The organism is Mycobacterium sp. E3305, assembly GCF_001666785.1.
GTDB lineage: Bacteria > Actinomycetota > Actinomycetes > Mycobacteriales > Mycobacteriaceae > Mycobacterium.
The window spans coordinates 1-24,712 of record NZ_LZJA01000095.1 but is presented as its reverse complement, the minus strand read 5'-3'; the positions used below and the strand labels follow the sequence as shown (position 1 = coordinate 24,712).

At 65.4% G+C, this 24,712-nt stretch carries 27 protein-coding genes and 4 tRNA genes; 12 read left to right on the top strand and 19 right to left on the bottom strand.

All coding sequences use genetic code 11. The features are described from left to right. Positions 1 to 15: 15 nt before the first annotated feature. Together A5701_RS09320 and A5701_RS09315 are read right to left on the bottom strand one after the other, a co-directional pair. Positions 16 to 3,273 (bottom strand): serine/threonine-protein kinase, encoded by a 3,258-nt coding sequence (locus tag A5701_RS09320; RefSeq protein WP_067751581.1) that lies wholly within the window; start codon positions 3,271 to 3,273, stop codon positions 16 to 18. 114 nt (positions 3,274 to 3,387) lie between these two features. Then, positions 3,388 to 3,462: transfer RNA gene (locus tag A5701_RS09315), tRNA-Val, on the bottom strand. 178 nt (positions 3,463 to 3,640) lie between these two features. Here A5701_RS09315 and A5701_RS09310 point away from each other — a divergent pair. The 4 genes from A5701_RS09310 to A5701_RS09295 all read left to right on the top strand — a co-directional run bounded on the left by A5701_RS09310 (position 3,641) and on the right by A5701_RS09295 (position 4,299). Continuing rightward, positions 3,641 to 3,713: transfer RNA gene (locus tag A5701_RS09310), tRNA-Gly, on the top strand. 28 nt (positions 3,714 to 3,741) lie between these two features. Continuing rightward, positions 3,742 to 3,815 (top strand) — tRNA-Cys (locus tag A5701_RS09305). Positions 3,816 to 3,828: 13 nt separating this feature from the next. Next, positions 3,829 to 3,903 (top strand) — tRNA-Val (locus A5701_RS09300). A 108-nt stretch (positions 3,904 to 4,011) separates the two neighbouring features. Continuing rightward, positions 4,012 to 4,299, top strand: coding sequence for a hypothetical protein (locus A5701_RS09295; protein ID WP_067751578.1), 288 nt, complete (start codon positions 4,012 to 4,014; stop codon positions 4,297 to 4,299). A gap of 50 nt (positions 4,300 to 4,349) precedes the next feature. Here A5701_RS09295 and A5701_RS09290 read toward each other — a convergent pair whose 3' ends face one another. The 3 genes from A5701_RS09290 to A5701_RS28090 all read right to left on the bottom strand — a co-directional run bounded on the left by A5701_RS09290 (position 4,350) and on the right by A5701_RS28090 (position 6,078). Continuing rightward, the gene (locus A5701_RS09290) at positions 4,350 to 4,658 is read right to left on the bottom strand and encodes a hypothetical protein (RefSeq protein WP_156670022.1); all 309 of its coding nucleotides are present in this window, start codon (positions 4,656 to 4,658) and stop codon (positions 4,350 to 4,352) included. Between the two features lie 486 nt (positions 4,659 to 5,144). Then, on the bottom strand, positions 5,145 to 5,606 hold the full coding sequence (locus A5701_RS09285) for a hypothetical protein (RefSeq protein WP_156670021.1): 462 nt from the start codon (positions 5,604 to 5,606) through the stop codon (positions 5,145 to 5,147). Beyond that, positions 5,599 to 6,078, bottom strand: a complete 480-nt coding sequence (locus A5701_RS28090; RefSeq protein ID WP_156670020.1) for a hypothetical protein — start codon at positions 6,076 to 6,078, stop codon at positions 5,599 to 5,601. Before A5701_RS28090 ends, A5701_RS09285 begins: the two co-directional genes overlap by 8 nt. A 703-nt stretch (positions 6,079 to 6,781) precedes the next feature. Between A5701_RS28090 and A5701_RS09280 the strand changes: the two genes are divergently transcribed. After that, positions 6,782 to 7,426, top strand: a complete 645-nt coding sequence (locus A5701_RS09280) for a hypothetical protein (protein WP_156670019.1) — start codon at positions 6,782 to 6,784, stop codon at positions 7,424 to 7,426. A 3-nt stretch (positions 7,427 to 7,429) separates the two neighbouring features. Further along, positions 7,430 to 8,599 (top strand): hypothetical protein, encoded by a 1,170-nt coding sequence (locus A5701_RS09275; RefSeq protein ID WP_067751567.1) that lies wholly within the window; start codon positions 7,430 to 7,432, stop codon positions 8,597 to 8,599. Between the two features lie 69 nt (positions 8,600 to 8,668). Here A5701_RS09275 and A5701_RS09270 read toward each other — a convergent pair whose 3' ends face one another. Beyond that, entirely contained in the window at positions 8,669 to 8,890 is a 222-nt protein-coding gene (locus A5701_RS09270) for a hypothetical protein (protein WP_067751564.1), read from the bottom strand. A gap of 149 nt (positions 8,891 to 9,039) precedes the next feature. Then, positions 9,040 to 9,375 carry a nucleoside 2-deoxyribosyltransferase gene (locus tag A5701_RS27370; RefSeq protein WP_082969709.1) on the bottom strand — a complete coding sequence of 112 codons (336 nt, stop codon included), beginning with the start codon at positions 9,373 to 9,375 and terminating at the stop codon, positions 9,040 to 9,042. A 458-nt stretch (positions 9,376 to 9,833) separates the two neighbouring features. Between A5701_RS27370 and A5701_RS09260 the strand changes: the two genes are divergently transcribed. Both A5701_RS09260 and A5701_RS09255 read left to right on the top strand, forming a co-directional pair. After that, on the top strand, positions 9,834 to 10,538 hold the full coding sequence (locus tag A5701_RS09260; RefSeq protein ID WP_067751558.1) for a hypothetical protein: 705 nt from the start codon (positions 9,834 to 9,836) through the stop codon (positions 10,536 to 10,538). Between the two features lie 164 nt (positions 10,539 to 10,702). Further along, a complete protein-coding gene (locus A5701_RS09255; protein WP_369807402.1) occupies positions 10,703 to 11,068 on the top strand; it encodes a hypothetical protein in 366 nt (121 codons plus the stop codon). Positions 11,069 to 11,156: 88 nt separating this feature from the next. On the opposite strand, the gene A5701_RS09250 is transcribed toward A5701_RS09255, so the two are convergent. The 7 genes from A5701_RS09250 to A5701_RS09220 all read right to left on the bottom strand — a co-directional run bounded on the left by A5701_RS09250 (position 11,157) and on the right by A5701_RS09220 (position 17,521). Further along, a complete protein-coding gene (locus tag A5701_RS09250; protein ID WP_156670018.1) occupies positions 11,157 to 11,441 on the bottom strand; it encodes a hypothetical protein in 285 nt (94 codons plus the stop codon). 90 nt (positions 11,442 to 11,531) lie between these two features. Then, positions 11,532 to 12,203, bottom strand: a complete 672-nt coding sequence (locus A5701_RS09245; RefSeq protein WP_067751552.1) for a hypothetical protein — start codon at positions 12,201 to 12,203, stop codon at positions 11,532 to 11,534. Positions 12,204 to 12,667: 464 nt separating this feature from the next. Further along, positions 12,668 to 13,168, bottom strand: a complete 501-nt coding sequence (locus tag A5701_RS09240; protein WP_067751549.1) for a hypothetical protein — start codon at positions 13,166 to 13,168, stop codon at positions 12,668 to 12,670. Between the two features lie 101 nt (positions 13,169 to 13,269). Continuing rightward, the gene (locus tag A5701_RS09235; protein ID WP_067751546.1) at positions 13,270 to 14,538 is read right to left on the bottom strand and encodes an amidohydrolase family protein; all 1,269 of its coding nucleotides are present in this window, start codon (positions 14,536 to 14,538) and stop codon (positions 13,270 to 13,272) included. Positions 14,539 to 14,554: 16 nt separating this feature from the next. Further along, positions 14,555 to 15,769: an amidohydrolase family protein gene (locus A5701_RS09230; protein WP_067751543.1), complete on the bottom strand. Its 1,215-nt coding sequence runs from the start codon at positions 15,767 to 15,769 to the stop codon at positions 14,555 to 14,557. A gap of 4 nt (positions 15,770 to 15,773) precedes the next feature. Further along, complete coding sequence (locus A5701_RS09225) at positions 15,774 to 16,577, bottom strand: acetoacetate decarboxylase family protein (protein WP_067751540.1); 804 nt, start codon at positions 16,575 to 16,577, stop codon at positions 15,774 to 15,776. Then, positions 16,574 to 17,521, bottom strand: coding sequence for an SDR family NAD(P)-dependent oxidoreductase (locus A5701_RS09220; RefSeq protein WP_067751537.1), 948 nt, complete (start codon positions 17,519 to 17,521; stop codon positions 16,574 to 16,576). The genes A5701_RS09225 and A5701_RS09220 overlap by 4 nt, the downstream gene beginning before the upstream one ends. 65 nt (positions 17,522 to 17,586) lie before the next feature. Here A5701_RS09220 and A5701_RS09215 point away from each other — a divergent pair, with 65 nt between their 5' ends. Beyond that, a complete protein-coding gene (locus A5701_RS09215) occupies positions 17,587 to 18,486 on the top strand; it encodes a helix-turn-helix domain-containing protein (RefSeq protein ID WP_067751534.1) in 900 nt (299 codons plus the stop codon). A 47-nt stretch (positions 18,487 to 18,533) separates the two neighbouring features. Here the strand turns inward: A5701_RS09215 and A5701_RS09210 are convergent, their stop codons facing one another. From A5701_RS09210 to A5701_RS09195, 4 genes are all read right to left on the bottom strand, one after another. Next, on the bottom strand, positions 18,534 to 18,959 hold the full coding sequence (locus tag A5701_RS09210; protein ID WP_067751531.1) for a hypothetical protein: 426 nt from the start codon (positions 18,957 to 18,959) through the stop codon (positions 18,534 to 18,536). 116 nt (positions 18,960 to 19,075) lie between these two features. Beyond that, positions 19,076 to 19,306: a hypothetical protein gene (locus A5701_RS09205; protein WP_067751528.1), complete on the bottom strand. Its 231-nt coding sequence runs from the start codon at positions 19,304 to 19,306 to the stop codon at positions 19,076 to 19,078. A 38-nt stretch (positions 19,307 to 19,344) separates the two neighbouring features. Continuing rightward, positions 19,345 to 20,088, bottom strand: coding sequence for a hypothetical protein (locus A5701_RS09200; RefSeq protein ID WP_067751525.1), 744 nt, complete (start codon positions 20,086 to 20,088; stop codon positions 19,345 to 19,347). 163 nt (positions 20,089 to 20,251) lie between these two features. After that, positions 20,252 to 20,599 carry a DUF732 domain-containing protein gene (locus A5701_RS09195; protein WP_067751522.1) on the bottom strand — a complete coding sequence of 116 codons (348 nt, stop codon included), beginning with the start codon at positions 20,597 to 20,599 and terminating at the stop codon, positions 20,252 to 20,254. Between the two features lie 610 nt (positions 20,600 to 21,209). On the opposite strand from A5701_RS09195, the gene A5701_RS09190 reads away from it, so the two are divergent. From A5701_RS09190 to A5701_RS09180, 3 genes are all read left to right on the top strand, one after another. Then, positions 21,210 to 23,156 (top strand): alpha/beta hydrolase, encoded by a 1,947-nt coding sequence (locus tag A5701_RS09190; protein ID WP_067751519.1) that lies wholly within the window; start codon positions 21,210 to 21,212, stop codon positions 23,154 to 23,156. After that, positions 23,137 to 23,718 carry a hypothetical protein gene (locus A5701_RS09185; protein ID WP_067751516.1) on the top strand — a complete coding sequence of 194 codons (582 nt, stop codon included), beginning with the start codon at positions 23,137 to 23,139 and terminating at the stop codon, positions 23,716 to 23,718. The genes A5701_RS09190 and A5701_RS09185 overlap by 20 nt, the downstream gene beginning before the upstream one ends. A gap of 62 nt (positions 23,719 to 23,780) precedes the next feature. Further along, the gene (locus A5701_RS09180) at positions 23,781 to 24,011 is read left to right on the top strand and encodes a hypothetical protein (protein WP_067751513.1); all 231 of its coding nucleotides are present in this window, start codon (positions 23,781 to 23,783) and stop codon (positions 24,009 to 24,011) included. Here the strand turns inward: A5701_RS09180 and A5701_RS09175 are convergent. Then, positions 24,008 to 24,343 carry a DUF732 domain-containing protein gene (locus tag A5701_RS09175; protein WP_067751509.1) on the bottom strand — a complete coding sequence of 112 codons (336 nt, stop codon included), beginning with the start codon at positions 24,341 to 24,343 and terminating at the stop codon, positions 24,008 to 24,010. The genes A5701_RS09180 and A5701_RS09175 overlap by 4 nt on opposite strands. Between the last annotated feature and the right edge of the window lie 369 nt (positions 24,344 to 24,712).

Sequence of the window (24,712 nt, the reverse complement as noted above, 5' to 3'; positions counted from 1 at the left end):
GTGTGTTGTCTGCCGTCAGCCGAGGCCGGCGTCGATGAGCAGCCGCGGCAATCCGTGTTGGGCGCACTGGGCACGCACCAGCGCGAGGTCGTCGTCGGCGGGACGTCCGGCGGCGGTGAGGGTTTCGACCAGCAGCAGGCGGGCCTGCAGGTTCGCCAGCGGCCGGGCGGCCGCGTCGATGCCGGCCAGCAGCGCGACGGCGTTCCGGCATGCCCGGTCGCGGTCGTCTCGGGCGCGGCTTCGGGCGAGCAGCCGGATGCCGGAGGCCGCGTCGAGCTCGGCGGTGACGGTGGCGATCCCGTTCCCGTCCCGGGGCACGTCGCCGGCGGCCCGCAGCCGGTCGGCCTCCGAGGGTTCGAGTTTCAGCCCCAGCCTGACCCGCTCGTGGTTGATGGCGGCCGCCAGGCGCGGCAGCCGCAGCTTCTCGGCCACCGCCATCCCGGCGTCGAGGCGGCCGATCGCCTCGTCGCGATCGCCCTGTGCGGCTTTGACTTTGGCGCCGACGACGTAGCGAGCAGCCAGGTAGTCCACCCCGCCGCCTTCCGGACCGAGGTGGTAGCTCTCCTCCAGCAGCGCGGCCGAATCGTCCAATTCTCCTGTCTCGTAGAGCAATTCGCCGAGCACGGCGCCGGCGATGCGGGCCGCGTAGGAGTGCGAGCCCACGGCCGAACCGATCTCGAACCCCTCGCGAAACTTGCGCAGCGCTAGCGGGATGTCGAGCCGCTGGCGGGCGGCGATGCCGGCCCAGCTACACGAGTAGACGGCGCCCACCGCGCCGACCTGCTCGTTGAAGGGCTCCGCCCACGCCAGGAGTCGTTGCGCGGCCGGCAGATCGAAGCGGTAGATCGCCGCGAACGCCAACGCGGTGGCGGCGGCCTGCGGCAGCACGGGACGCAGCTCGTCCGCGCGGGACACGACGTCGGCCAACAGTTCCTCCAGCCCGTCGGTCCGGTCGGCATAGATCTCGGCCACCGCGCGCACCACGCTGGCTTCCAGGGCCAGGTCCGCGCGCCTCGCCTCGGGCAGGTCCGCCCTGGCCAGCGCGACGGTGAAGCGCTCCAGCGCGGCCTCGGTGGCCTCGCTGCGGTGCAGCAGGATGTTGGCCCACGCCGACGCGAGCTGCAACAGCGGCCGGGAGACCACGAGCTGCGGGGGTAGCTTCTCGACGAGGCCCAGAAAGGTCGTCATGCGGGACTGGTTGATCAGCGCCCTGGTTTCCAGGCGCTCGACCAGGTCGACCGCGTGCGCGGTCTCCTCCGCGGCCAGCGCGTGGTCGACGGCCTCGCTGATGTGGTCGTGCTCGGCGAACCACTCCGAGGCCGTGTGGTGCAACTCGGCAAGACGATCGGGATCGTCGCGCTCGAGCCGGCGCCGCAAGAACCCCGCGAACATCTGGTGGTAGCGAAACCATTGGGGGGCATGATCAATGCGGCGCAGGAACAGGCCGCGCCGCTCGATGTCCTCGAGAATGGCGTGCCCGCCGCCGACTTCGGCCAGCACCGATGCCAGCTCACCGCAGATTCGTTCGGTGATCGAGGTCGCCATCATGAACTCGACCAGCTCGGGCTCCAGGGTGTCCAGGACGTTCTCGGCGAGGAATTCTTCGACCGCCTCGTCGTCGCCGGCCATGCGGCTGACCAGGTCGCCTGCGTCGCCGCCGCCCCGCAGGGACAGCGTCGCCAGTTGCAGGGCGGCGACCCAGCCGTCCGTCGAAGCGGTCAGCGCCGCCACGTCCTCTCCGGCCAGCTGCAGCCCCGCGACGTCATTGAGCAGGGACCGCGCCTCGTCATTGTCGAAACGCAGCTTCTCGCAATCGATTTCGACCAGCTCGTCGCGGACTCGCAGCTTGCTCAACGTCACGGCGGGGCGCGACCAGCTGGTCACGACGATCTGCAGGTGATCACCCCCGTGCTCGATCAGGAAGCGCAGGGCGTCGATCGCTTGGGGGTCGGACACCCGCTGCCAGTCGTCGACGACCAGGGTGATCGGTTCGCCGAGGTCGTCGATCGCGTCGATCAGCGAGGTCAACACGAAGCGGGTCGCCTCGTCGCCGCGCTGTTCGAGCATCTGCTCGAGCGGTTCGGCGAGGGCGGGACGCACCCGCCGGATCGCGGCGAGCAGGTGGGCGAGGAACCACACCACGTTGTTGTCGTCGTCGTCCACCGTCAGCCAGGCCACCGTCACGCCGGCGGCGGTCAGTTCGGCGCGCCACTGGGCCACCAGGGTGGTCTTGCCGTATCCCGACGGCGCGTGCAGGAGGATCAGCCGCCGGCGCCCGGCCTCGCGGAGCAGCGCCATCAAGCGGTCGCGCGGGACGAGCGATCGAGTCGAGGCGGGGGGACGGAATTTCGTCGCCGGCGCCGGCGGCGTCGACGCGGTTTCGCGAGCGCGGTACGCGGCCGCCGGGACTGTCGATCCCGCCAGGTCGACCGGCACGACCATGGTGTCGACGGGGATCCGGTGACGGCGTTGCGCCTCGCGCAGTTGCTCGCCGTATTCGAGCGCGGTGACCGGCCGGCGCGTGGGGTCGCGCGTCATGCCGGTCTCGATCACGGCGACGACGTCGCCGGGCACGCCCCGTTCGGTGAGCATTTCGGTAACCGACCGGCCCATCGGCGGGTGGCCGGTGAGCGCGCAGAACAGCGTCGCGGCCAGCGAGTAGACGTCGGAACCGGTTGTCGGCGTGGCGCCTTCGAGTAGCTCGGGCGCGATGAACGCGGGGGAACCGATGACCACCCCGGCGCGGGTCTCGAACCCGCCGGCGATCCGCGCGAGGCCGAAGTCGGTCAGCTGCGGCTCGCCGTAGTCGGTCAGCAGGACGTTTCCCGGCTTCACGTCGCGGTGCAGAATGCCGGAGCGGTGCGCGGCCTCCAGCGCCCCGGCGAGCTTGACACCGATGCTGAGCACCTCGGGCCAGGGCAGGGGACCCTGGCCGCTGACCAGGCCCCACAGCGACCCCTTGTCGTGGTAGGGCATGACGATGAACGGCCGGCCGCTGCGGGTGGTGCCGGCCTGCAGGACCGTGACGATGTGCGGGTGACCGGAGAGCCGGCCCATAGCGCGCTGCTCGCGCAGGAAGCGGTCGAGGTTGTCGGGGTCAAGGTCGTTGGTGAGTACCTTGACCGCCACCCGGCGGTCGAGCTCAGGCTGGGCGCAACGGTAGACGACCCCGAATCCCCCGCGCCCGATCTCCTCGACACCCTCGAAGTCGAGTTCCGCGGCGACCCCGGCGATCAGATCCTGCTGGATCGCCTCTGCGTCCACGTCGGCCATCGACGATCTCTGTCCTCGCGAGTAAGGCCGGTGCGCCTTGCACTGGTCGTGTCACCATATCGCGGAATGACCTGGGGCGATGGCGGGAAAATTTGCGCTGGAACAGCCAACTTGTGGTGGTCCCGGCTGGGATCGAACCAGCGACCTTCCGCGTGTGAAGCGGACGCTCTCCCACTGAGCCACGGGACCGGCGCCGAGAGGCGAACGACGTCGAAGACTAGCACGGACCGGCTCCCCAGTATGGGCCGCGTGCGCCTGTCGGGGTCTGCGCTAGCCTGGACGCGGCTCGTACCGAGAAATTTGTATGTGCCCGCTCACGTCGACTATCGTCGTGCTTCGCAACGGGCGACGATCTCGTCCGAGGCGCGCGGATGTAGCGCAGTTGGTAGCGCATCACCTTGCCAAGGTGAGGGTCGCGGGTTCGAATCCCGTCATCCGCTCGAAGGTGCAAGTGGCATCAATCCCAGCGGTGGAGTGGCCGAGTGGTGAGGCAACGGCCTGCAAAGCCGTGCACACGGGTTCGATTCCCGTCTCCACCTCCAGCTTTTGATCCCGGCGCGATTAGCTCAGCGGGAGAGCGCTTCCCTGACACGGAAGAGGTCACTGGTTCAATCCCAGTATCGCGCACCAGCTTCGGCAATGCTCAGAGCCATAATCTGAGCCGCAGAGCAGGCCAAGTGAACTACATGTGAACTGGTCTATCGGGGCGCTAGCAACCGAACTGATAGGTAGCTGGCCATGACCACTCGCACCCCAAGGGACCCAGCCTTCGATGAGATCGTCGACACGTGGGATGAACCGCCCCGCTGCCAGACCGGCCAAAGCCCGCGACCGTGCCAGCGGCCGGCCACATGGCTGGCGATCCAGCACGCCCCGTGCGGCCACAAGCTGTTGTGCACGTACCACCGCAATCGGTGGATTCGGCGGCGTCTGGCCGACATGGAAGAAGGCTGGGCACCCACATGTGCGACGTGCCATCAGTACTTCCAGACCATCGACGGGTTCGCCCGTTTCGTACGGCTGTGACCCGGCGTATCTGACCCGGCGAGGGCCCGGTTTCGTTCGGCTCCGGTTATTTAACCGCCCGCGGTTATGTCAGTCCCTCGGATGATGAAGTGCACAACTACCTCGTCGTCGGGGTCGAACATCCGGCCAGGAGTTCCATCCTCGAACGCGACTGTCAGCTGAGCCCGGTTTTCGATGTAGCCGAAGTAATCGTTGACAGTCTTGATTTTTCGGGAGAAGTAGACAGGCGCTCCATCGAGTCCGTACTGCGGCACGTTGTCATCGATAAACAGTGGCCAGTACCGGCGCTGGTGGTCCGCCAAACCCGAGGCTTTGATGGTTTGGGTCATGATGACGGTGCAGCGTGGATCGGGTTGCATAGATACAACCGTAGGCAGAGCAAGTCAGCCGGTTCGTGAGGCTGTGAGGTGACACGACGACCGGGCCGCTTCTGCGCGCGCTCCACATGAGCGCGAGGGGGAATCGGTGAGCCACTACACGTACCGTGCGGAGTAGTCGCCCGAAGACGGCGAGTACGTCGGCCTGTGCGCCGAGTTCGCATCAGTGTCCTGGCTGGCAGCTACCGACGGCGAAGCTCTCGCTGCATCGAACGGCTCGTCGGCGAGGTTGTCGCTGATATTTGTCTCGAATCGGAGAAGCGGCACAGATGAAGACAATTGAAGTCATGACACAACGAATGACACGCATCTGCCGCAACTGCGGGGACCTGGCCGAACCTGTCGAGGGATCGGAAATCATCCTGGTGGGGACTCCCGACCAACCGATCTACATCATTGCGACCTTCAAGTGCCCGAGTGGGCACCAACGGTACGGACGACTTCCAACCTAAACGGGGCCAGGGAGTCCTAGGCGAGTGCGAGTTTCTTTTCAGCCTCGATAGTCGAGGCTTCACCAACTAACACGCTCCCCGGTTGGCTAGGCTTCCCGGCCTGCCACCGCCCAAAGACTGGCAGATCACTGTAGTTGCCGCCCCGATGGCGATAGATCGAGTCGACGAGCATTCCAATGGTGAGCTGACCAGCCGAGTTGTCGGCCGTAATGGCGTCAGGGTCCCGCGACTTGTCATCCGCCTTGTATGGGCCTTCGACCCGAATGAACATCATTCGGTGGTCGCGAGGGTAGTAACAGGCGATTGTGGCTTGAACCCCCGGGAAGTAGTGCGCCACTTGGCCGTCAAGCACGTCGGCGGCCAAATCCGATTCGACGCAAACGACGGTGTTGCGGACCCATGGAAACCGCACGGCAAACCCAGGGTCTCTCCGCATCTGAGCGAAGGCGAATGTCGCGATGGTGTGCACATCAACCATCAATCCACCTCCTCACTCGTTCTGGCCACTCACGACTTAGCAGCGACATCTGTTCGTCGTATGCCCTACTAACTCTAACCGCCTGACCTTCAGTAAGCGGCATGATGGTGGTGCGTTCGCCGAGCGTATCGGCGGGGTCACTGCTATTGCTGAACTTGTGACAGTGAACTTCGGAGTGGCAAATATCGGTGCGCTCCACCCGTCTACGCTCGGCCCTGGGCCCGTCTGCCGCCGCACGTGCGTTGATCATGATGGCCCAATCCACGTTGAGTCCGCGGTAGATGCCGTAGCGGAACACCAGCTCGAAGACCCACCCGTCGATCGGCGCATCATTAAGAACGCTGACGACGTGATCACGGTAGATTTCTGCGTCGGGATAAACCTTAGGACTGTAATCGTTTCGCTGGGTGGGTGGCAGTCCAACGTTTACCGAGTAGACCTCGCGCCGGCGAGGCTTCCGCCCTCGAACCATCTATGTCCTTCGGCTGACCTGTCAGCTGCTGTTCCCGCAATTACCAATGCCACAACGTACAAGCGTGATGGGGAACGCGGCACCGCTGCGTGCGACCGCTCATAAGCCACAGGTGAGGATCTCGCCCCCGGCGGCGCCGACAACAGTGCTCGTGCAGCCGCACCCCGACATCACCGGGGCGCTACAGGCAATCATCAAGGCAACGAGGATTTTGCTGACACGGGCCATGACTAAACTCCGCTTTCCCGCCGAAGGAACATTTCGCCCGAGGCCCCAAATTTTATCCTGCGGCGGGCGTCCGATCTAGCAGTTTCGTGGAACCGAACCGCACCTGGTCTACGTCCAAAATGTTGATCGGGTCGCCCCTCGCTCCTGGGGGCGGACCGGGTTTTTCCCCTCGGTGTTCGCGGAAAAGAGCACCGACGCCGCGGGGCCGGGCGTACGCTTTCAGTCCATGACCAGGGGAAAGAAGCTCATACGCGCGCTGACCCTGATGGTCGGCGTCTTAATGCCGGTAACAGGGTGCGCCCCCGCCATAGCGCCGTTGTGCACGCCGAACCCACCAGCGGTCCTCTGCACCTATCCCTAGATGTGTTCAGGCTGGTGTGACCAGTCCATCTAGCCAGGGTGTCGATCTCACCGACACCCTTCTCATTGTCGCGATCCTTGAACGCCCGCGCAGGCGCGAGATAGGTTCCGCAGCATGCATGTCGTCCACCCGAAGTACAACGCCGCTTGGATGCCATTCGAGGCGCGGCCGGACAGGGCCGCCAGCGAACGGCTAGCTAAGTGGCTTGACAAGAACGAGCGGCGCGGGCGATCGAAGCGAATCATTATGACACCGCAAAAGTCAGGCAGTGCGATCGACAATCCGCCCGTGCTGGCGGCCTTGGCGCAGACATCGACGTGGGTCTCGGCTCGATCGGACCGTGAGCCGTGGGGTGGTCCCGTGGTGGCTGCGTGGCCCACCGAGGAATTACTAATTAAGTGCGTGTCGCGTGTGGGCGAGTCAACTTTGACCGTCTTCGAATGGGGCAAAGCACCAGGGATTCTCGGCTGGGCCACAGCCACGGGCGCCTACAACGCGCAGACCGACGAGCCGACACCTCGGCTCGACTCAGAGCTGCACGAGGAGTTCATCAGCATGCTCTTTCGCGACGATCGCCTCTCGTCACCACCGAGGAGTGGCCGCGAAAGAGAGGCGGTGCAAGAGTACATGCGCACCTTCTATGCCGCCGGCCTCAACGACGACTTCGTGGTTACTTATTGCATCGCACTAGGGTGCACTCGCGACCCCCGTCGAATCAGAGAACACTACCGCGTCGCCAACGCGCGAAACTTGAGCTAACCCATGAGGCTGTTCAGCGATGCCGAACGCAGCGACCGCGGCCCGGCCCGGTTCTCGGAAAGCAACTTTGGGTTCCTAGACCGAGTCGCCGGCCCACACTGGGACCGCGTGCGTTCCTTGCTTGAAGGATGGTTCAACCACCACCCCAAGGACGCGAAACGTGAGCTGCATAAACGATTCACAGACAAAGACGACGGCCAACATGTCGGTGCGTGGTGGGAGTTGTACATCGCCAGCCTATTTCGGCATCTCGGCTACGAGGTGGTCCCTCATCCCCCCATTGAGGGCTCGGAACGCAAACCCGACTTCCTCATAACGCGAGGATCATCTGCCTTCTATGTGGAATGCACGGTGGCGGCAGCCGGAGGGACACGAGGCACCCTCGACTGGATCTATGACTGCATCAGCGATGTCGAGACACGAGACTTCCTCATCGGAATCGACGACATCGAACGAGGCACAGAACATCCGAAACGGATTGAGGTGACAAGACCGATCGCACAGTGGCTAGCCGAGCTAGACCCTGACGAACTCATCGCTGCGCCGGAAGAACGCCTGCCACGTAAGGTGATCCCGATTCGCGATTGGTCAATCACCTGTGTCGCGGTGCCGAACCGTCCTGATGCTCGGTACAAGGGCGGCCGCCTAATTGGATTCCTCCCAGCGGTTTCCATCAATTTCGATGACGATATAGCTCGCATCTACGAGGCGGTGAGCAGGAAGGGACGCCGTTACGGTCGCGAGCCACTCCCCCTACCGCTCGTTGTAGCCGTGCTCGAAAACACAAGTTTGGTCAAAGCGGACGACATCGGCCAGGCCTTGTTTGGCCGCGAAGAATGGCAGTGGACTCCTGGCGACCCAGACTCGATCCAGGTTGTGCGCAGACGCAACGGATACTGGCGCGGCGACTGGTCATCCAACGACGAGCAGCGCGGAACCCGCGTGTCTGCAGTCCTAATCGGATCGGGCCTCCGGTACCAGCGCATTGCCCTAGACCTACCCGAACTCTGGATCAACCCATGGGCTGCCGTACCGTTGAGCCACTACGACGGCTTCACCACTTTCGAAGGAGAGACCGGCGAGATAGTCCGCACTGAGGGGAACCTCAACGCTCCCAATGTCTTCGGCATTGATTCCGACTGGCCGTCATTCCCGGAGAAGCGATTCAGCTAGCGATCAGCACCGCGCAACGGCACTACGGTGTCGTCGGGGTGAACCAGCCACGCAGTGATAGAGCGGTCCTCACGCTTCAACCGACGAACCCGCGCAAACCCGCACCGTATGCCCGCCTAACATCCACCACGGAAACAGAGTCGGCTCGTCAGCCTCCATCGCCTTCAGACGAAGATCCGAGCGGCGAAACACCTTCGGCTCGACGAGAGTCCCCGGCATCACCAACCGCGGATCCAGCTTCGAGCACTTTTCCCGCTCGTACTTAAGCAGCCGCCGATAAATGCCAGCCACCCTCAGCGCACCATCGCCACTGCTATCACTGACTCGAGGCATCCCGATCCCACCGCCGCTTCGCAGCACGCCGAGCCTTCACCGTCGCCAGCGACTCCGGACCCGCCAAGTCCGTCTTGATCTGCCGCACCAACCGAGCCGCCAAACCCTCAAGCAGCCGAACCTCCGCGCTGATCTTCAACCGCATCTTCAGCTCGGTCTCTGGATCGATCCGGTCCGTTTGTGTAACAGCGAGTGACTCGATCTGCTTGTCGCAGCTCATTGTCTGCGGAACGCCGGCTGTCAGTGCGAAGACCGACGATCAGCAGACCCTGCGCAAACCCGTAGCCGATCTCTACAGCGGTGCCGGAGTCCACGTCGGGCCCGTCGAGCGATGCCAAGATCGCCTCGGATTCCATGATCAGGCGCCGGTCGTAGCGGCCTTGGACAAGGTTTGCCGTCTGTAGGGCTGCGCGCCGCTCGGGGCCGAACTCCATTGCGTCCATGACTCTGGTTACAGCCGACTGGTCGACCCATGGATCCTTTGGCGTCAGGCCAGCGGCGCCGTGACCCTGGGCACTACGACCGTTTTATGCCAAAGCAATCCCGCTTCGAAGAATCCTGATGGGCCCGCAAGGTAAACGGCCCCCCGGGTGGCGCCAGGACGAATCACACTGCTTCTCCGAAGCCAGCAGTTTTAATAGCGGTGAGGGTGGCCATGGGTGTAACCATAGACAGGTGATGGCGTGGCCGATGAGACATCTGGATTCAATGGGGGTAGTGCTTCGACGTGCGCGCCGCAAGGTGGACGCAACCGCGGAATCGGGAAGCGCAGTCGGGTGACCACCCGCTGGCACCGACTACCAACGGAACGGCAATAGTCGTGGCGGTCTTCGATTGGAAGGGGTGGAAGGAATGCCGACCCGCAAGCCCGTGGAAGGATCACATTGTCACCCCCTTGTGCATGTTCAGCGGGTACGTGTCAGCCGCGACCTGGCTAGACCTAAACGAGAGTAAGAAGGGATCCGGCCGGCTCGAAGGCTATGTGATCTTCTGGCTGGTATTCCTTTTGGCCTTGCTGGTGTTCGGCCCCGCCTCAGGCTGCGTCGCCCTTGTGTTCGCTTGGCTAGGCATGTACCGACTCCAGGACCTCGTCCTTGCGTCATTGGACAACGTGTTCGGGCTGACCCAGCGGGGCATCAAATGGCAGAGACGCCAGGGTGTTGGGCCTGTGGTGATCGCTGTTTGGAACATCCTGCAGGTGATCGTGATCTTTGCGCTTGGGTACCAGAACCTGGTTGGCGGTCGGCCAGGTGCATTCGAGGGTCCATCTCACGGGCCGTCAGGACACTTCGGCTTCCTGTACCTGAGTTGGACGACACTGTTTCCCCCAGGCAGTGGGTACACGCCCATTTCCACGACAGCGCGGGTGCTGGTCATGGCCGAGAGCACCAGCGGCTTATTGATCATAGTGCTCACTCTCGCGGCATTGCTGTCAAGCAGAGACGACCCACCCAAACAGGACTCAGCTCCGCCACCTCCTCCACCAGACCGCCCCCACCAAGGCACTGGGATCCTGGATATTGCGAGCATCCTCGTCTGTACGCTCGCCGCCGGCGTCCTGTCCGGGTTTGTCGGCGGGATCTTGGCCGCAGTGGTGACTCAATAAGTAGCGTCGGATGGCTAAGGTGCGAAAGTTTTCGATCAGCGACGTTGGCACCCGTCTCGCGCGCGCGGAGCCCCGTCGGGAAGGCCCGGCCTAGCGGTTCGGGCGCTCCATCTCCCTGCTGAAGGGAAAGTGTCCCCTTCGGTGCTCCTGGTAGCTCCCAGTCGATGAACGCAGCCCGAACGACGGGCCGCGACGACTTACAGGAGATCACCATGAAGAGCACCACCCGCAAACCGATTCGTTTCCGCTATGCCGCAACCCTGTTCGGCGCGCTGGCCATCGTCGCGTTGGCGCCAGCCACCGCCTACGCCGAGCCCAACGGGCCCACCGGCGGGGGCGGCGGATGCCACTACACCGACCCGGACGGCTACGACATCCCGATCGACGAGGGCCAGGGCGTCATCGTCGCCGGAAAGCTCGTCACGTGCACCAACGGTAAGACGGTCGTCACCGACGCACCGGCGCGCACGCACCCCCATCCGCCGGCCTCACCGCCCAACCACCTGCCGGTGCTGACCCGGAAGGCGTAGGCCGCGCGATCACACTGACACCACCGGGCCGCCACCGTGAAACGCGGTGGTGGCCCACGTGTGGTTCACCCCAATGAGTCGTGCCGGCCTACGGGCGTTCCTGAACCACGCACTCCACAATCCGATTGGCCAGGCGCGGGTCGAACCCCATGTGCGACACCCGCTGCGCTTCGGCAGCCGGAGAAACACCGGAGTTGAGATCCTGCTCAATGACCCCGAGGAGCTGCTGGTTCTGGTAATCGTGTTCCGACAGCGGGATTTGCGTAATGCTTCCCACGCAATTTCCGTAACCGCTCAAATCGGCACGAGCGGGCGCCGCCGCCATTATCGCGACGGTTACTCCGACTGCAGCGGCAACGGGAACGAAGCGCACGGGGATAAGGGTACCCAGCCGCAACGCCGAAAAACCAGCAGACGGTTTACGCCCGGTCGGCAGGGGGGAGCATCCCGGCGCCGACAGCAGTCAGAAGTCGAGCCCGTATCCGCCGCGCAAGTCCCTGTGCGCCGCCTCGAGGGTGCGGTCGCACAACTCCACGAGTGCCTCGAGGTCGAGATCCGAGTCCCGGCCCAACCGGTCCAGCCACCCCATCTCCACCCTCCTCAGCTCCGACCATTTGAGTTCGCCCTCGTAGTACACGGTGACGTCCTCCTGCGGGGCGGGGCAGGCCGTCGTCTGCGCCAATTGTCGCTTGCACGAATCCAATTGGGTCAGCGAATACCCATGCTCCCGGAACTGACGGTCCCACTCGTCGAGCAGAAGACTTACCGCGTCGCGCACCGGTGGCGCGGCGTAGACCATCAGCTCGGCCACCCCGTCGTCGAGGCCGAGACGCATGCGGAAGTCGTAGAGCTCTCGGATGGCCTCGGCGCGGCGCTGGCTGGCGACCTCCTCGGCGGTGCCGGACCCCTCGTATTGAGCCGCCCGTTTGACGTAGATGGTCGCCGAAATCAGCGACTTCAACACGGCCTTCTTGTCGTCGGCCGCCCGCTTCTCGAAGTCGAGGACGCGTTCGTGGCGGCGGTCTTCCTCCTTGTTCCTGGCGTCGATGCGCTTCGTCCAGATCGCGACGGTGGCGCTCGAAATCACCGACGCGAGAGGTACGAGCGCGTTGGTCAGCAGCGTCGCCCAGTTCATTGGTCGACCCTTACCCGCAGTACCCCGGGGGCGGCGCCGGGGCGCCGCGCGGGACCACGGTTTGGTTGCAGAGCCCCGATTCCGAATGCGGATTTTGAGCAGCGGTGGGGTTTGGGCTGGGGGTGTTTGGCGGCGCGGGATCGGCGTTGGCCGTGGCCGCGGTCAGCCCCATAACGGCCATCGCCAATCCGCCGGCGAGAGCCGCGCCGGCGGCCACTCTTGTCAGTCTTAGGTGGGTGGGGCGGTCGGGTGTGGTCATGATCTTCCTTTGCGGTCGCATTCCCCGGTGGGTGCGCCCTGCAGGTGGACCATCCCCGCCGATTGGACAGTTTTCGATATCTCTTCCGGAGACCGTTACAAGAGAGCCGGAGTGGGTTGCGCCCAAACCTAGATCGAGGCTATTCGGGCGGCCAAAGGGTGTCTCGGGTTTGCGGAATTTGAGCCGTCGCGGTGCCGGGGTGAATTCAAACGCGTTCAGCCTTCATGTCCATGTCGATCGTGCCTTGGCAGGCGCCGCTCAAAATGTCGGTGTGCATCAGACCGTCGAGCGATCCGTCGGGTTGGGGCGTATAGGTGACCGTGGCTCGCGCCGGATTCCATTGGATCGACGTGTCGGGCATCATGCAGTCCCACTGGAAATCGTTGGTTTGCGACCACGACTTTCCGTCCCAGGTGAACTGGACGGGCTGCGGAACCGTCGGGTTGGTCGGTGGAGGGCCGCTGACGATCGTGGCGACGCACTTCCCGTTCGTACAGCTCGAGCGCAAACCGTAGATCTCGGTGTGCTGAACCTCGGGATTGCCCACCGCCATGCTGGTGCCCGCCTTGGGACCCACCATGAACGTGATGGCGTACTGGCCGTTCCACGACGGATTGTCGGCGAGGGCGGTAGCGGGAAATGACAGCGTGATCGGCAGCAACGCGGCGCATACACCGACGCAATTTCTCCAGCGGTGCGATGCCATTGTTTCTCCTCTGCGGCCGTACCTCTTCAATAGTCATCCGCCGATACATCGCGGGCAAGGTTCTGGCCGATTGTCGGCATCCGCGAGAAGATTCGCTCCCCTCAGCTCTCCACCAAATCGGGAATCGGCTCCGCGTCCGTCAGCCAGTGGCGTCCGGTCCGGCGGGCCGCCTCCCACTTCGGGATGCTGACGGCGTCGTCCTGACCCAGGTCCTCCGGCGACGGGCCGATGCGCCGGGCCAGCCCGGAGAGGGCACCCAGATCGAAGTTGTAGAGCTCCGCCGCCGCCAGACCGAGCATCTGCCGGGTCTCCTCGATCGGGATGTCCCAGAAGGAGCGACGCAGCCAGTCGAGGGTGTGCGGCCACGTCCCCTCCGGATGAGGGAAGTCGTTGCCCCACAATAGGTTCGAAACGCCGATTTCGTAGCGCCGCGCCAGCTCCCGGCGCTCGGTGGTGGTGGCGCCGATGAAGCAGTTCCGGTCGAAGTAGGCCGAGGGCGGCATCGTCAGGTCGCCCTCCATCTGATGGCTCATCTTCTTGGCCGAATGCTCACGCAGGTACCGCGTGTCCATCAGCCAGAGCAGATCGTTGGCCCAGAACGCGCCGCACTCCGTGACGCCCCAGCGCAGCCGGGGGAATCGCTCGAACACTCCCGACCACAACGCGAACCACATCGGGCGGGCCCCCCACCAGCGCACCTCGGTGACATAGATCCCCAGGTGCCCGCCGTACTCCTCCTGGGGGGCCGGACCGGAGTGGGTGTGCACCGGCATCTGCAGGTCCTGGCAGGCGGCCCAGACCTTGTCGTAGCGGCGGTCGTGATACGGCGGATAGCCGACCCAGCGCGCGGGGATCAGGATCCCGCCCCGCAGCCCGGACTCGGCCGCGCGAGTGATCTCGGCGACGGCCGCGTCGACGTCCGCCAGAATCGGCACCACCGCGACCCCGGCCCGACGTTCGGGGCTGTGGCTGCACAGCTCGGCCAACCAGCGATTGTGGGCCCGCGCCCCGGCCATGGCGCGCCCGGGGTCCAGGTCGCCCGACTGGCCCAGGCCGGCCCCGAACGGCGCGCCGGCGACCCCGGTCACGGCGTCGGCGTCGGGGAAGATGACCTCGCCGACCACCCCGTCGCCGTCGAGCTCCTTGTCGCGCAGCGCCACATCCCATCCGCCCGCGATGCCCTCCCCGTTCTCGGAGAACCACTCCTGCGCGAACTGCTCGTCGATGAATCCACCGGCCTGCGCCGCGGCGGTCTTCTCGGCCAGGTAGGTCTCGAAGTCGTCCCGGTATTCGGGGTCGACGTATTCGCGGTATCGCTCGGTCGGGAGCTCGGCGTGGGTGTCGGCGGAGATGATGACGTACGGGTCCACGGTGGGCGTCCTTTCGCTACCAGGTTCGGATCGGGTCGGGCTCGAAGGCGGTGCTGCTCGCGCCGGCGGGCACGGCGGTCAGAGGCTCGGCGACCTCGGCCACGGTCGGGCCGATTCGGTCGGCCAGCGGCGCGAGCGCCTCGAGGTCGAAGCCGTAGACTGCCGCCGCGGTGCCGCCCACGATGGCCGCCACCTCGTCGGCCGGGACGCAGGAGAAGGTGTGCCGCAGCGCTTCTCGGCTGTGGGGGAAGGTCCCCTCGTAATGCGGGTAGTCACTCCCCCACATGATTCGGTCGACGCCGATTGCCTGGCGCTCGGCACATTCGACTGGACGCATGAAACTGGCGCCCACGTAACACTGGCGGGCCCAGTACTCGCTGGGCTTGAGACGCAGCGAACCGGCGGTGGGCCCGGCGAACCGGGCGATCGCCGAGCTCGCACGCCCGTAGCGCGCCGCCGCGACGTCGAGCGAAGCGAGGGTTGCCGGTATCCAGCCGGCGCCCTGCTCGGTGAAGACCACGGTGAGGTCCGGGTGGCGATCCAGTGCGCCGCTGAGGATCAGGTGCCACAGCGCCCGGTGCGCCCACCAGTGCGTCTCGTACACCCACACCGCGAACGAGCTGCCCCACCCGTCCGTGGGGCTGGGGCCGGCGTTGCCGCCGTGGTGGTTGAGCACCAGGCCCGCCTCCGCGCACGCCGCCCACAGCGGTTCCCAATGCTCGGCGTAGAGCGGGGGAAGGCCGGTGCCCGGGGCGATTCCGGGCAGCAACACCCCGCCGCGCAGGCCGAGCTTGGCGATGTGCGCCAGCTCGGCGATGGCTTCGTCGAGATCCCCGAGCAGGATCTGACCGACGCCGGCCCGCCGCTCGGGTGACAACGAGCAGAAGTCGGACAGCCAGCGATTGTGCGCGCGCAGGCCCGCCCAGCGCAGCTCGAGCTCCCGCGCGGTCTCCGGCGGAGGGGCGGCCAGGCTCGCGTGCGGGAAGAACGGCGGCACGGTGTTGGGGAAGATGACCTCCCCCGCGATGCCGTCGGAGTCCAGCTCCGAGTTCCGCCGGTCGCTGTTCCAGTTGTGCTCGGCGTCGGGCTCGCTGAGGTCGCCGAACGGGTTGACGTATGTCCTTGCCCAGCTGTCGAATTCATCCCGATAGTGCGGATCGAGGTAGTCGCGGTAGTCGAGCAGGTCAGCGCCGGCGTGGCAATCGGCCGAGATGACCGTGTACCGGTCCATGCGCCTACACCCGTGCCGGCTCGGGCCCGGGGGCGGCGAGCAGGGCCACGTCGTCGTAGCGCTGGTGCACGTACGGCAGCAGCCATTCCTGCGGCACGCGGGCCGCGATCCGGCCCACCTGGATGGTGCGCCGACGGCACCAGGTGATCGACCGGATTTCGCGAATCACGATGTCGGCCACCGGGTCAAGAGGCGACTCCCCCAACTCGAGGGTGCCGTCGATGTTCTCCAACAGCTCGTAGTGCCGATGGTATTCGCCGTAGACCAGGTGGGGGTCGGTGATACCGCCGCCGTCGGGGGCGCGCAGGAACTTGAAGTAGAACTCGGTGTTCACCTGGTCGGGCGGCAGCTCCGCCGGGCCGGCGACCTGCCCGACCACCCTGATGAGCTGATAGCCCAAGCGGTCAACGGCAGCGGTGACGCGATCACCGTCGCGCTCCACCTCGATGTGGGCCAGTTTCTTTGGTTCGCCGAATGTTTCGCGCCCGCCCGTGACCGACTGTTCGGTGGACTGGGGCATGAAGAGGGGATAGTCGCCCTCGCGTTCGCCGTGCCGGGCGGCCACCGAGAACACCGCCGACCCGAACGGCGGCCTGCCCTCGATGCGCACGCGCTGAAGCTGAACCCGCACCAGCGGTTCGGCCCCCGGCTGCAGCGGCTTGGGCAGCACGGCCGCGACGATGTCCGGATCGGTGAGGTAGGTGACCGTCACCGCCTCGGTGGCGATGGGCGCCTTGGTGGCATCGATCTCATGGTCGACCTGCGCCTCCGGTGCGCGAGGACCGTAGCGGATTTCCTTGTTGCTCAACGCTTTTCTCCTTCCGTCTCTTCAGTCTCTTCAGCCTTCCCGGCGCTTCGGCCGAGGACGTCGACCAGGTAATCGGGTGTGCCGCGATTCAGGATCGAGGCCGCCTTTCGGCTCACGACCTGATCGGCCGGTGTGGGTGGCCCCATCATCCAAAAGCGCTCCGCGCGAATGCCTTCCACCACCAGGTCGGCGACCGTCTCGAGCGGAGTGAACTCGACATGCGCACCGGCGGCCTCGAAGCGGGCCACCACCTTGGCCAAGGTCTGATCGGGTGCGTGACGCTGCTGCGTCGCGGCGTAGCGCCGCGGTCGGTGTCGCCACGATTCCCAGATGCCGGTGTTCAAGAAGCCGCCGGGGAACAGGACGTGCGCCCGCACCCCCGTCCCCGTCATCTCCAGGTGGGTGTAGAGGCTCTCCGTCAGACAGAGCACCGCGGCCTTGGTCATCGGGTAGACCGCCGTGGCCGGTCCGCCCATGGCCCCGCGAGCGATCGGCGCGAACCCGCCATTGCCCGAGCAGGTGTTGACCACGTGCCCTTCGCCCCGTTCGAGCAGGAGGGGCACGAAGGCCTTGATGCCATGGATGACGCCCAACACGTTGACATCGATCCCCCAGCGCCAATCGGCCAGATCGTGCTCCCACATGTAACCCTCGGAGACCCCGCCGGTGCCGGCGTTGTTGCACACCACGTGCACGCCGCCAAAGTGAGAAATCGTCTCCTTGGCGAGCGACTCGACCGAGGAATAGTCGGTGACGTCGGTGACCACGCCGGCCACCTCGATGCCCTCGTCCGCGAGCGCCCGGGTCGCCTGGTCCAGCGGCTCGGCGAGGACGTCGGCCAGCACCACCTTCATGCCCTCTTGGCCGAACCGCCTGCCCATGGCCCGGCCGATGCCCCCGGCTCCGCCGGTTATCACCGCCACCTTGCCCGGTAGGTCATTCATTGTGGCGATCGTCACATAGTCGCTTATCACATCGCAAGCAGTCGCACTATGCGACCATTGCACCCGTGGCGCCGCGTCCCTCCCCGCAAACCGAGCGGGTAGTGGCCCTATTCGAGCAGCTCGCGGGCGACGCGAGCCGGGGCATGACGCTGGCCGAGGTGTCGCGCCGGTTGAGCGTCCATAAGGCCAGTTGCCATTCGATGCTGTCCGAGTTGCTGCGAGCCGGCTGGCTGCTGCGCGACCCGGTTCGCAAGACCTATCACCTGGGTCCCGCCCTGGTTCGCCTCGGCCGGGAGGCGGCGGGGCGCTATCCGGCGCTGGTGCTGGCCCGCTCCGCGATGGCCGAACTGTCGGCCGCGACGGGCGCGCACTGCGTGGCGTTCTCGGTGAGCGAGGACCACTCGACGGTGGTCGATCAGGTTCGTAGCCGCCGCGGCGGCGGGCATCCGATGCCCACCGGCACCCAGTTCCCCCATCGCCCGCCCTACGGCGCCTCGACCGTTGCCTTTGCCGGGGCCGAGGCGCGGGAGCGCTGGCTGGCCGCGCTGCCCGAGGACGTGCGGGACCGCTACGGGCGGGCCATCGCGGCAGCACAACAGCGCGGCTACGCGGTCGGTCTTCACCTCCTGCCCGACCTGCGCCTGCAGGAGCTCGCGCTGATCGTGCGCAGCGCCGAGGTCCGTTCCTCGCGGCTCAGCCAGCTGGCGCAGCAACTGACCGACGAGCTGATCCACCAGGAGGACTGGTTCCCGGTCAGCCTGGAGCCGGACCGCACCTACGAGGTGAGCCACATCGACTCCCCGATCCTGGGACCCGATTCCCGCATCGCCCTGATGCTCAGCCTGGTCCCCAGCGCGGAGCCGATGAGCGGCGCGGCGGTAACCCGCATGGGGGCGCAGCTCGCTTCCGCGACCCGCAACCTGAGCGCGACCCTGGCCGAAGAGTCGGTGGCCGAAACTCGTTGAGAGACAACGGCTGCCGGGCGACGAAGTGGCCCGCGGCTTGAGTGGACTCAGTCCGACGACTTCTTGGAGTCTTTGGAATCCTCGTCGTCGTCCTCGTCGTCGTCCTCGTCGTCGTCCTCGTCGTCCTTTGAGTCCTCGTCGTCCTCGTCGTCCTCGTCGTCCTTTGAGTCCTCGTCGTCCTCGTCCTTGGAGTCCTTGTCGTCCTTGGACTCGTCCTTCGAGTCCTTGTCGTCCTTCTTGCCCTTGCCCTCGTCCTTCTTGTCTTTGTCCTTGTCCTTGGACTTTTCGGAGTCCGATTTGTCGGAGTTGTCGAGCTTGTCCGCGAATTTCGTCAACAGCTCGGCTAGTTTGCGGGCCTCATCGGAGTCCAGCGAATCGAGAAACAATTGCTCGTCGGCGTCCGAGACACGCTGAACGAAAACTGCGTCGTCCTTGATGCCGACGTCCCACCGGCCCCCCTCGTCACGAGCCATCTGATGCCGCCTTTCAACTAGTGAGCTGTTTGCACAACCGACGCGCCCGGCGCGTTACTGCGTTGTTTACCCACTTGTGCCGGCGACGCCTCACTGATGTGTCCCGCGCCCCGGGTTCAGGGCGCAATCGGCCGCTTGAAGAAACATGCGACGGAAAAGGCTCCGCGGTGGTCGGCGTCCAGCCCGACCATCTCCCACCCCAGCCGACCGAGCTCATCGGCCCTCAGCTTCATCTCGTCCATCGCGGTGTCCCCCTCCCGGTAATCCCAGGTGTACTCCCATTGCTGCGGGTACCACTTGCCGTCTGACGCCAGCCACCATCCCGGGCCCGGTGAAGGATTGTCCATGTCGTCGTGAGTACCACAGCCGGTGCCGGCCGTCGCAGCTACGGCGCGTACGCCCAACCGAGAAAGATGTTTTGCGTGTCGTTCGGGCTCGGTCTTATTTCCCGGATGTGCGGCGGGGTGAAGTAATTGGCGGTCAGGTACTGCCCGTTGCCCTCGCTGAGCATCACGTGTCCGGTGCCGTGGTCGAACCCGGGATTGCTCGTAAAAACGAGCGCCCCCTCCGGGATGCCGTCGGGGCTGGTATGGATCTGCCCGTTGCGATTGAGGTCGTTGAACGCATCCATCGCCGAGGGGTAGCGGAACGCGTGGTTGTAGGCCTGTTCGACGAACGCCTCGCACTGCACGGTGTTGTTCGGGTCGCTGGCCATCTGGTCGCGCGCCCACGCGAGGGCGTGCGCCGCCTTGTCCTCGCCGGCGTTGGAGGTGGGCGCCGCCGCGCCGCCGGCGCAGTCCGGCCCGAGCGCGTCGAGAGTGCGCGTGTCGATGTCGACATCGGCGACGTAATGACCGTCAGTTGTCTTGTACCAGAGGCTGTCCCAACCGCCGTTGGAGATCTGGTAGCTGAAGAAGCCCTTCACGGGCTCGCCCGCGGTATGGCAAACGAGGGTCAGGACCTGGCCGGCGTTGTATACGCCCTCCTGGCCTGCCTTCGAGGTGGGGCCGGTCATGCGATTGGTGGTCGGCGCTTTGACGGTGCCGGTCGTTTCAGCCTGAGCGGGCGCGGCGGTGCTCAGACCGAAGGCAAAAACGGCTGCCGTCGCGGCCGCGATTGCTGATCTCATCGCCTGGTCTTTCTGCCACGCCCATATGAAATTGATCGGGACGCTACACCGGGACCAAAGGCCACGTCCTTGAAATGGACGCAAGAACTCGATGGGCAATTCGTAAAGGATTCCGCGGCTTCCTTATCGACCCATTACCGAAACCCGCCGGGGCTCGCCAATTTCAGCAGTGGTCTGTCCAACACCGCTGTAAGGGGCAGTACGTCGAATGCGCGAGGGCCACCATGGAATGCACGTCTCCGAACGTCACGTTCCGTTGATCCAGGTTGGCGTGGATGCTCTGAGCGATCTGGTCATACGTCCAACCCCAGCCCAGGTCGTCACAGATGAGGCGCCCCATTCCCGTGAGGGCGGCGTCGTGTTCCGGCGGCCAATTGAAGCCCTGGGCCCGCAGCTGGGCCAGGTAGGCGTCGTCGAGGGGATCGGCGGCCGCGATGCCGGCGCTGGCGAGAAGGGCGGCGCCAGCCGTGACGGGAACGGCCAACCGGGTTAGCCAGCGACGTAAGGGCATTCGATGCGTTTCCTTTCCTCGCGCCGGTGGCGACGCCGCCGTCAGTCGACGGTCGCAAACGCGGCAAGAAAACGAAGAATAGGAAAGGCAGGGAAATTGCAGCTTATGAAAAGCTGAATAGTCGGCATCGCTCAAGGCTTCAGTGTCAGCCCGCGGGCGGCGGTGGCGGCGGCGGAGTCCATCTCCGCCCGTCCGTGGTCCACCCGCACGGCAGCCAGTTCAGCTGGGGGCCGTCGAACGTCAGGCATTTCGGCGTGCCCGGCGGCGGCGTCGGGCCGGGAGACGGCGAGTCAGCGTGAGCGGTCGCTCCGCTGAGCATCACAGTCCCAACGGCGACAAATATCGCTGCCGACTTCCTCATCGCGATTCCGGTGCTTGGGGAACCACCAGAGCGAGTCGCTAGCCTTCGGCCCGCGCGTTCACGATTCGAATGCTAATTGTCCGAACTGCTGAAGGCCTGGAGAATTCCTGACAATCGGCCGTGCGGCCGGCCTGCGGACAACATGCGGCGCCCCCAGACCGCGCTCGGGGTGAAGCGTGTAAGAGGGCGTTCGATAGTAAAGTTCACCGACATGGGAGGCGGTGACGCCGCAAAACAGCAGGCGGTGCGATGCAGCTCCGGTACATAAGCGTCCCGGCGCTGATCGCCGAAGCGGGGGGCGATCCCTGGGCGATCAACCAGAGCCTGCAAGCCGGTAGCCCGTTTCAGATTTCGAATCTCGCCGAGGCTTTCCACCAGGCGGGCCGCTGCACCCAGGAAGCGAACGAGAGTTTCGAACAAGCCCGCAAGCGCTTCGACGCCGCCTGGAACCACCAGAACGGCGACCATCCGATCAACGGCTCGGCCGAAGTGCAGCGCGTGATCAAAGCGCTGGGCGCCCAGTCCCTCCAGCTGCCCAAGATCGGCGCCGACTTGGAGAACATCGCGGCCGCCCTGGCCGAGGCGCAAAAGGCCGGGGCCGGCGAGATCGCCACGCTGGAAGGCGAGCTGCAGAGGCTCGACGACCTGATCGGGCAGGCGGTCGACATGGAAAAGGACAGCCACCTCAGCGCGGCCGACCGGCAGGCGCTCGACGCCCTCATCCACGCGTGCGAAGACGACGCCATCAGCGACACCAAGGCCGCGCTGGCGCAGCTGCAGGCGCTGCGCAACGGCTACTCGGCCACGTTGCAGAAGTCGCTGGGCAATCTGCGTGCCGACGGATACGACCCCGAGTCGCTGCGCCAAGTCGACGCCGACACGCAGATTCCGGCGCCGGACACCAACCCCGAGGACGTGCATCGCTGGTGGACGTCACTGACACCCGAGCAGCGGCAGCGCTTCATCGCCGAAAACCCGGACCAGATCGGCAATCTCAACGGCGTCCCGGTCCTGGCCCGAAGCGACGCCAACATCGCCGTGATGACCCGTGACCTCAACCGGGTGCGCGACATCGCCTCCCGCAGCGGCGTATCCGTCGACGACGTGCTGCACGACCCCGCCAAATACGGCCTCTCGCCGACCGACATCACCCGCTACCAGAACGCCAACGAGACCAAGCAAGGGCTGGACCACGACGCGGGCAACGATCCGCGGCACCCCAATCCGACCTACCTGTTCGCCTACGACCCGTTGGCGTTCGGCGGCAAGGGCCGCGCGGCGATCGCCATAGGCAACCCGGACACCGCGAAGAACACGGCGGTGATCGTGCCGGGCACCAGCAGCAGCGTGAAGGGCGGATGGCTGCACGACGGTCACAACGACGCCATCAACCTCTTCGCTCAAGCCAACGCGGCCGACCCCACCAACCCGACGGCCGTGATCGCCTGGATGGGGTACGACGCCCCCAACGACTTCTCCGACGTGCAGCGCATCTCCACACCCGAACTCGCACGGACCGGCAGCGCGGCGCTGGCGCAGGACGTCAACGGACTGTGGGCGACACATCTCGGCGGCGGACAACACGTCACGGTGCTGGGCCACTCCTACGGTTCGACGACCGTGGCCGACGCCTTCGCCATGCACGGCATGCACGCCAATGACGCTGTGCTGCTCGGCTGTCCGGGCACCGACGCCGCCAAAAGCGCCGCCGATTTCCACCTGGACGGCGGTCATGTGTTCGTCGGGGACGCCTCCACCGACCCGGTCGGAATGCTCGGCCAGCTGAATGGCTTGAGCAAGCACTTCTTCGGCGACGACATCGTCGGGCAGGTGATGGGCAGCGACCCCGGCCTGGGCGCCGATCCCGCCGTCGACGGCTTCGGATCGACGCGGTTCCGCGCCGAGGTGCCCGGCTCGAACGGCATTAACCCCCACGACCATTCGCACTACTACTATCCCGGAAGCGAGGCGCTGCACAGCATGGCCGACATCGTCTCGGGCCACGGAGACGCGTTGGAAGCCGACGGCCTGACGGCCGGACATCGTCACCAGATAGGCGGCGTCCAAATCAGGATTCCCGGGCTCCCCCCGGTCACCGTCGGACCACATACCCCGGCGGTCGTCGACCCGGAGTGGAACCGCCCGCCGGGTTCTGTCACCGACAATCACTTCTTCGATGGCCAGCACCACCATTGAGCGCCGGCGCAAGCGGTCGCGGCAGGCAGCGCTTGCCGCGCTGGCGGCCGTCGTCACGCTGTTGATAGGAGGATGCGGTTCCATGTCGCCCAAACAACATTCCCCCGGTTCCTCTCATCCGGTGGATGATTCCGCGCATCCCCTGACCGACGACCAGGCCATGGCTCAGGTTGTCGATCCGGCGAAACAGATTGCGGCCGTGGCGAATTTGCGGGGACTCAGCGGGGGTTTCTCGTTCGCCTCCTGCAACGACCAGGGAGATCCGCCCTACATGGGCACCGTCACCATGAGTTTCCTGTTGCAGGGCGACCCCGACGCGTACTTCCAGCAGGTGCACGCCGCGATGGTGGCTCATGGCTGGAACGACGGCGCCCCTCCCGGACAGCATTACTTCGGCACCACGCTGAACAAGGATGGGGTGACGGCGAATATGAGCTACTCCCCCTCCGACCACAGTTACGGGCAGATCATGCTGTACGGACAATGCCGCAACACCACCGATCACCACCACGACGGCAAGACGAACACCACGGACATCACCAGCCAGCTGAACGCCCGCTGACGTGATCCAGGGAAATCATTCGGCCCCGCAATGACTTTCGTCAGAAGGGTAGAGTCGCGGGCATGAATTTGGTCGAGTGGCTGAAAAGCCCGCATCACCTGCGCACGCGTTTGATGATGGAGCGACAACCGATCCGGAACATCGAGATAGAGACCGTGTTCCTCGAACTCTCCCACCGCGACGCGCGACTACGGTTCCCGGTGATGTTCATGCTGCTGCCGAGGCGTTTTGGCTCGTCGCCCGACGGCAGCACTCGCCCAGACCAGAAGAAGTTACCGCGGAACCCCGATTAGCTCTGCGTGGCTTTGCTGACGTACTGCGGGCAGTACGACTGCGTTGCCGCGCCGATGAAGTAACCCGAATTGTTGTCAGATAACTGCAGCGCACTCTTTACGTCGGCCAATGTCTGTGCCAGCGTCGCGCCATTGGTCCAGTCCTGGCAAACGCCATGTCCGGCATTGACGACCGTCTGATTCGACAGGTTGGGGAATGTGATTCCCTGCTGTCCGAGCGCCTGCAGGAAAACGTCATCCGTCGCGTCCGCATTCGCCAAGGGCGCGGCGATGACAGCCATGCTCGCCAAACCCACGGCAACTGGGCCGGTCAAGCGTGCGATGTTCTTCATGGTGGCTCCTCAGGGTGGGATCAACTTCTAGCCGTCGGTATTTGTGTACGCGCCGATCGGTTAATGGTTCGGCCACTCGATACTTTTACACACGCGCCGGTTCGGCGCTCGGCAATCGGCAAACTTCCTGTCCGGTGACGACCGCGCGAAACTCCGCCATAATTAACGGAAACGGCATTTATGCCGAGTTATCGCCCGATCGCAGCAACGGGTGCCGAAACACGCGACGGCGCCCGCCGCGCCCCGAGGCCCACCCCCGAGCGGGTCGCGGAAACGCCGGCCCAGCTGGGGTGGGGCGCCGGCGCGCGTTCGGGCATGCTTGCCGTATGCACCTCGTCAACGGCGTCCGCGACCCCGCGGCAAGTTTTC

Coding starts and splice junctions, on each gene's coding strand:
- A5701_RS09255 (WP_369807402.1), top strand. CDS start 10,703: ATGAACGCAGCCCGAACGACGGGCCGCGACGACTTACAGGAGATCACC.
- A5701_RS27370 (WP_082969709.1), bottom strand. CDS start 9,375: ATGGACGCAATGGAGTTCGGCCCCGAGCGGCGCGCAGCCCTACAGACG.
- A5701_RS09210 (WP_067751531.1), bottom strand. CDS start 18,959: ATGGCTCGTGACGAGGGGGGCCGGTGGGACGTCGGCATCAAGGACGAC.
- A5701_RS09285 (WP_156670021.1), bottom strand. CDS start 5,606: ATGGTTGATGTGCACACCATCGCGACATTCGCCTTCGCTCAGATGCGG.
- A5701_RS09275 (WP_067751567.1), top strand. CDS start 7,430: ATGAGGCTGTTCAGCGATGCCGAACGCAGCGACCGCGGCCCGGCCCGG.
- A5701_RS09175 (WP_067751509.1), bottom strand. CDS start 24,343: ATGAAGAACATCGCACGCTTGACCGGCCCAGTTGCCGTGGGTTTGGCG.
- A5701_RS09185 (WP_067751516.1), top strand. CDS start 23,137: ATGGCCAGCACCACCATTGAGCGCCGGCGCAAGCGGTCGCGGCAGGCA.
- A5701_RS09220 (WP_067751537.1), bottom strand. CDS start 17,521: ATGAATGACCTACCGGGCAAGGTGGCGGTGATAACCGGCGGAGCCGGG.
- A5701_RS09295 (WP_067751578.1), top strand. CDS start 4,012: ATGACCACTCGCACCCCAAGGGACCCAGCCTTCGATGAGATCGTCGAC.
- A5701_RS09240 (WP_067751549.1), bottom strand. CDS start 13,168: ATGGCATCGCACCGCTGGAGAAATTGCGTCGGTGTATGCGCCGCGTTG.
- A5701_RS09190 (WP_067751519.1), top strand. CDS start 21,210: ATGCAGCTCCGGTACATAAGCGTCCCGGCGCTGATCGCCGAAGCGGGG.
- A5701_RS09260 (WP_067751558.1), top strand. CDS start 9,834: ATGTTCAGCGGGTACGTGTCAGCCGCGACCTGGCTAGACCTAAACGAG.
- A5701_RS28090 (WP_156670020.1), bottom strand. CDS start 6,078: ATGGTTCGAGGGCGGAAGCCTCGCCGGCGCGAGGTCTACTCGGTAAAC.
- A5701_RS09205 (WP_067751528.1), bottom strand. CDS start 19,306: ATGGACAATCCTTCACCGGGCCCGGGATGGTGGCTGGCGTCAGACGGC.
- A5701_RS09280 (WP_156670019.1), top strand. CDS start 6,782: ATGCATGTCGTCCACCCGAAGTACAACGCCGCTTGGATGCCATTCGAG.
- A5701_RS09200 (WP_067751525.1), bottom strand. CDS start 20,088: ATGAGATCAGCAATCGCGGCCGCGACGGCAGCCGTTTTTGCCTTCGGT.
- A5701_RS09245 (WP_067751552.1), bottom strand. CDS start 12,203: ATGAACTGGGCGACGCTGCTGACCAACGCGCTCGTACCTCTCGCGTCG.
- A5701_RS09320 (WP_067751581.1), bottom strand. CDS start 3,273: ATGGCCGACGTGGACGCAGAGGCGATCCAGCAGGATCTGATCGCCGGG.
- A5701_RS09290 (WP_156670022.1), bottom strand. CDS start 4,658: ATGCAACCCGATCCACGCTGCACCGTCATCATGACCCAAACCATCAAA.
- A5701_RS09195 (WP_067751522.1), bottom strand. CDS start 20,599: ATGCCCTTACGTCGCTGGCTAACCCGGTTGGCCGTTCCCGTCACGGCT.
- A5701_RS09230 (WP_067751543.1), bottom strand. CDS start 15,769: ATGGACCGGTACACGGTCATCTCGGCCGATTGCCACGCCGGCGCTGAC.
- A5701_RS09180 (WP_067751513.1), top strand. CDS start 23,781: ATGAATTTGGTCGAGTGGCTGAAAAGCCCGCATCACCTGCGCACGCGT.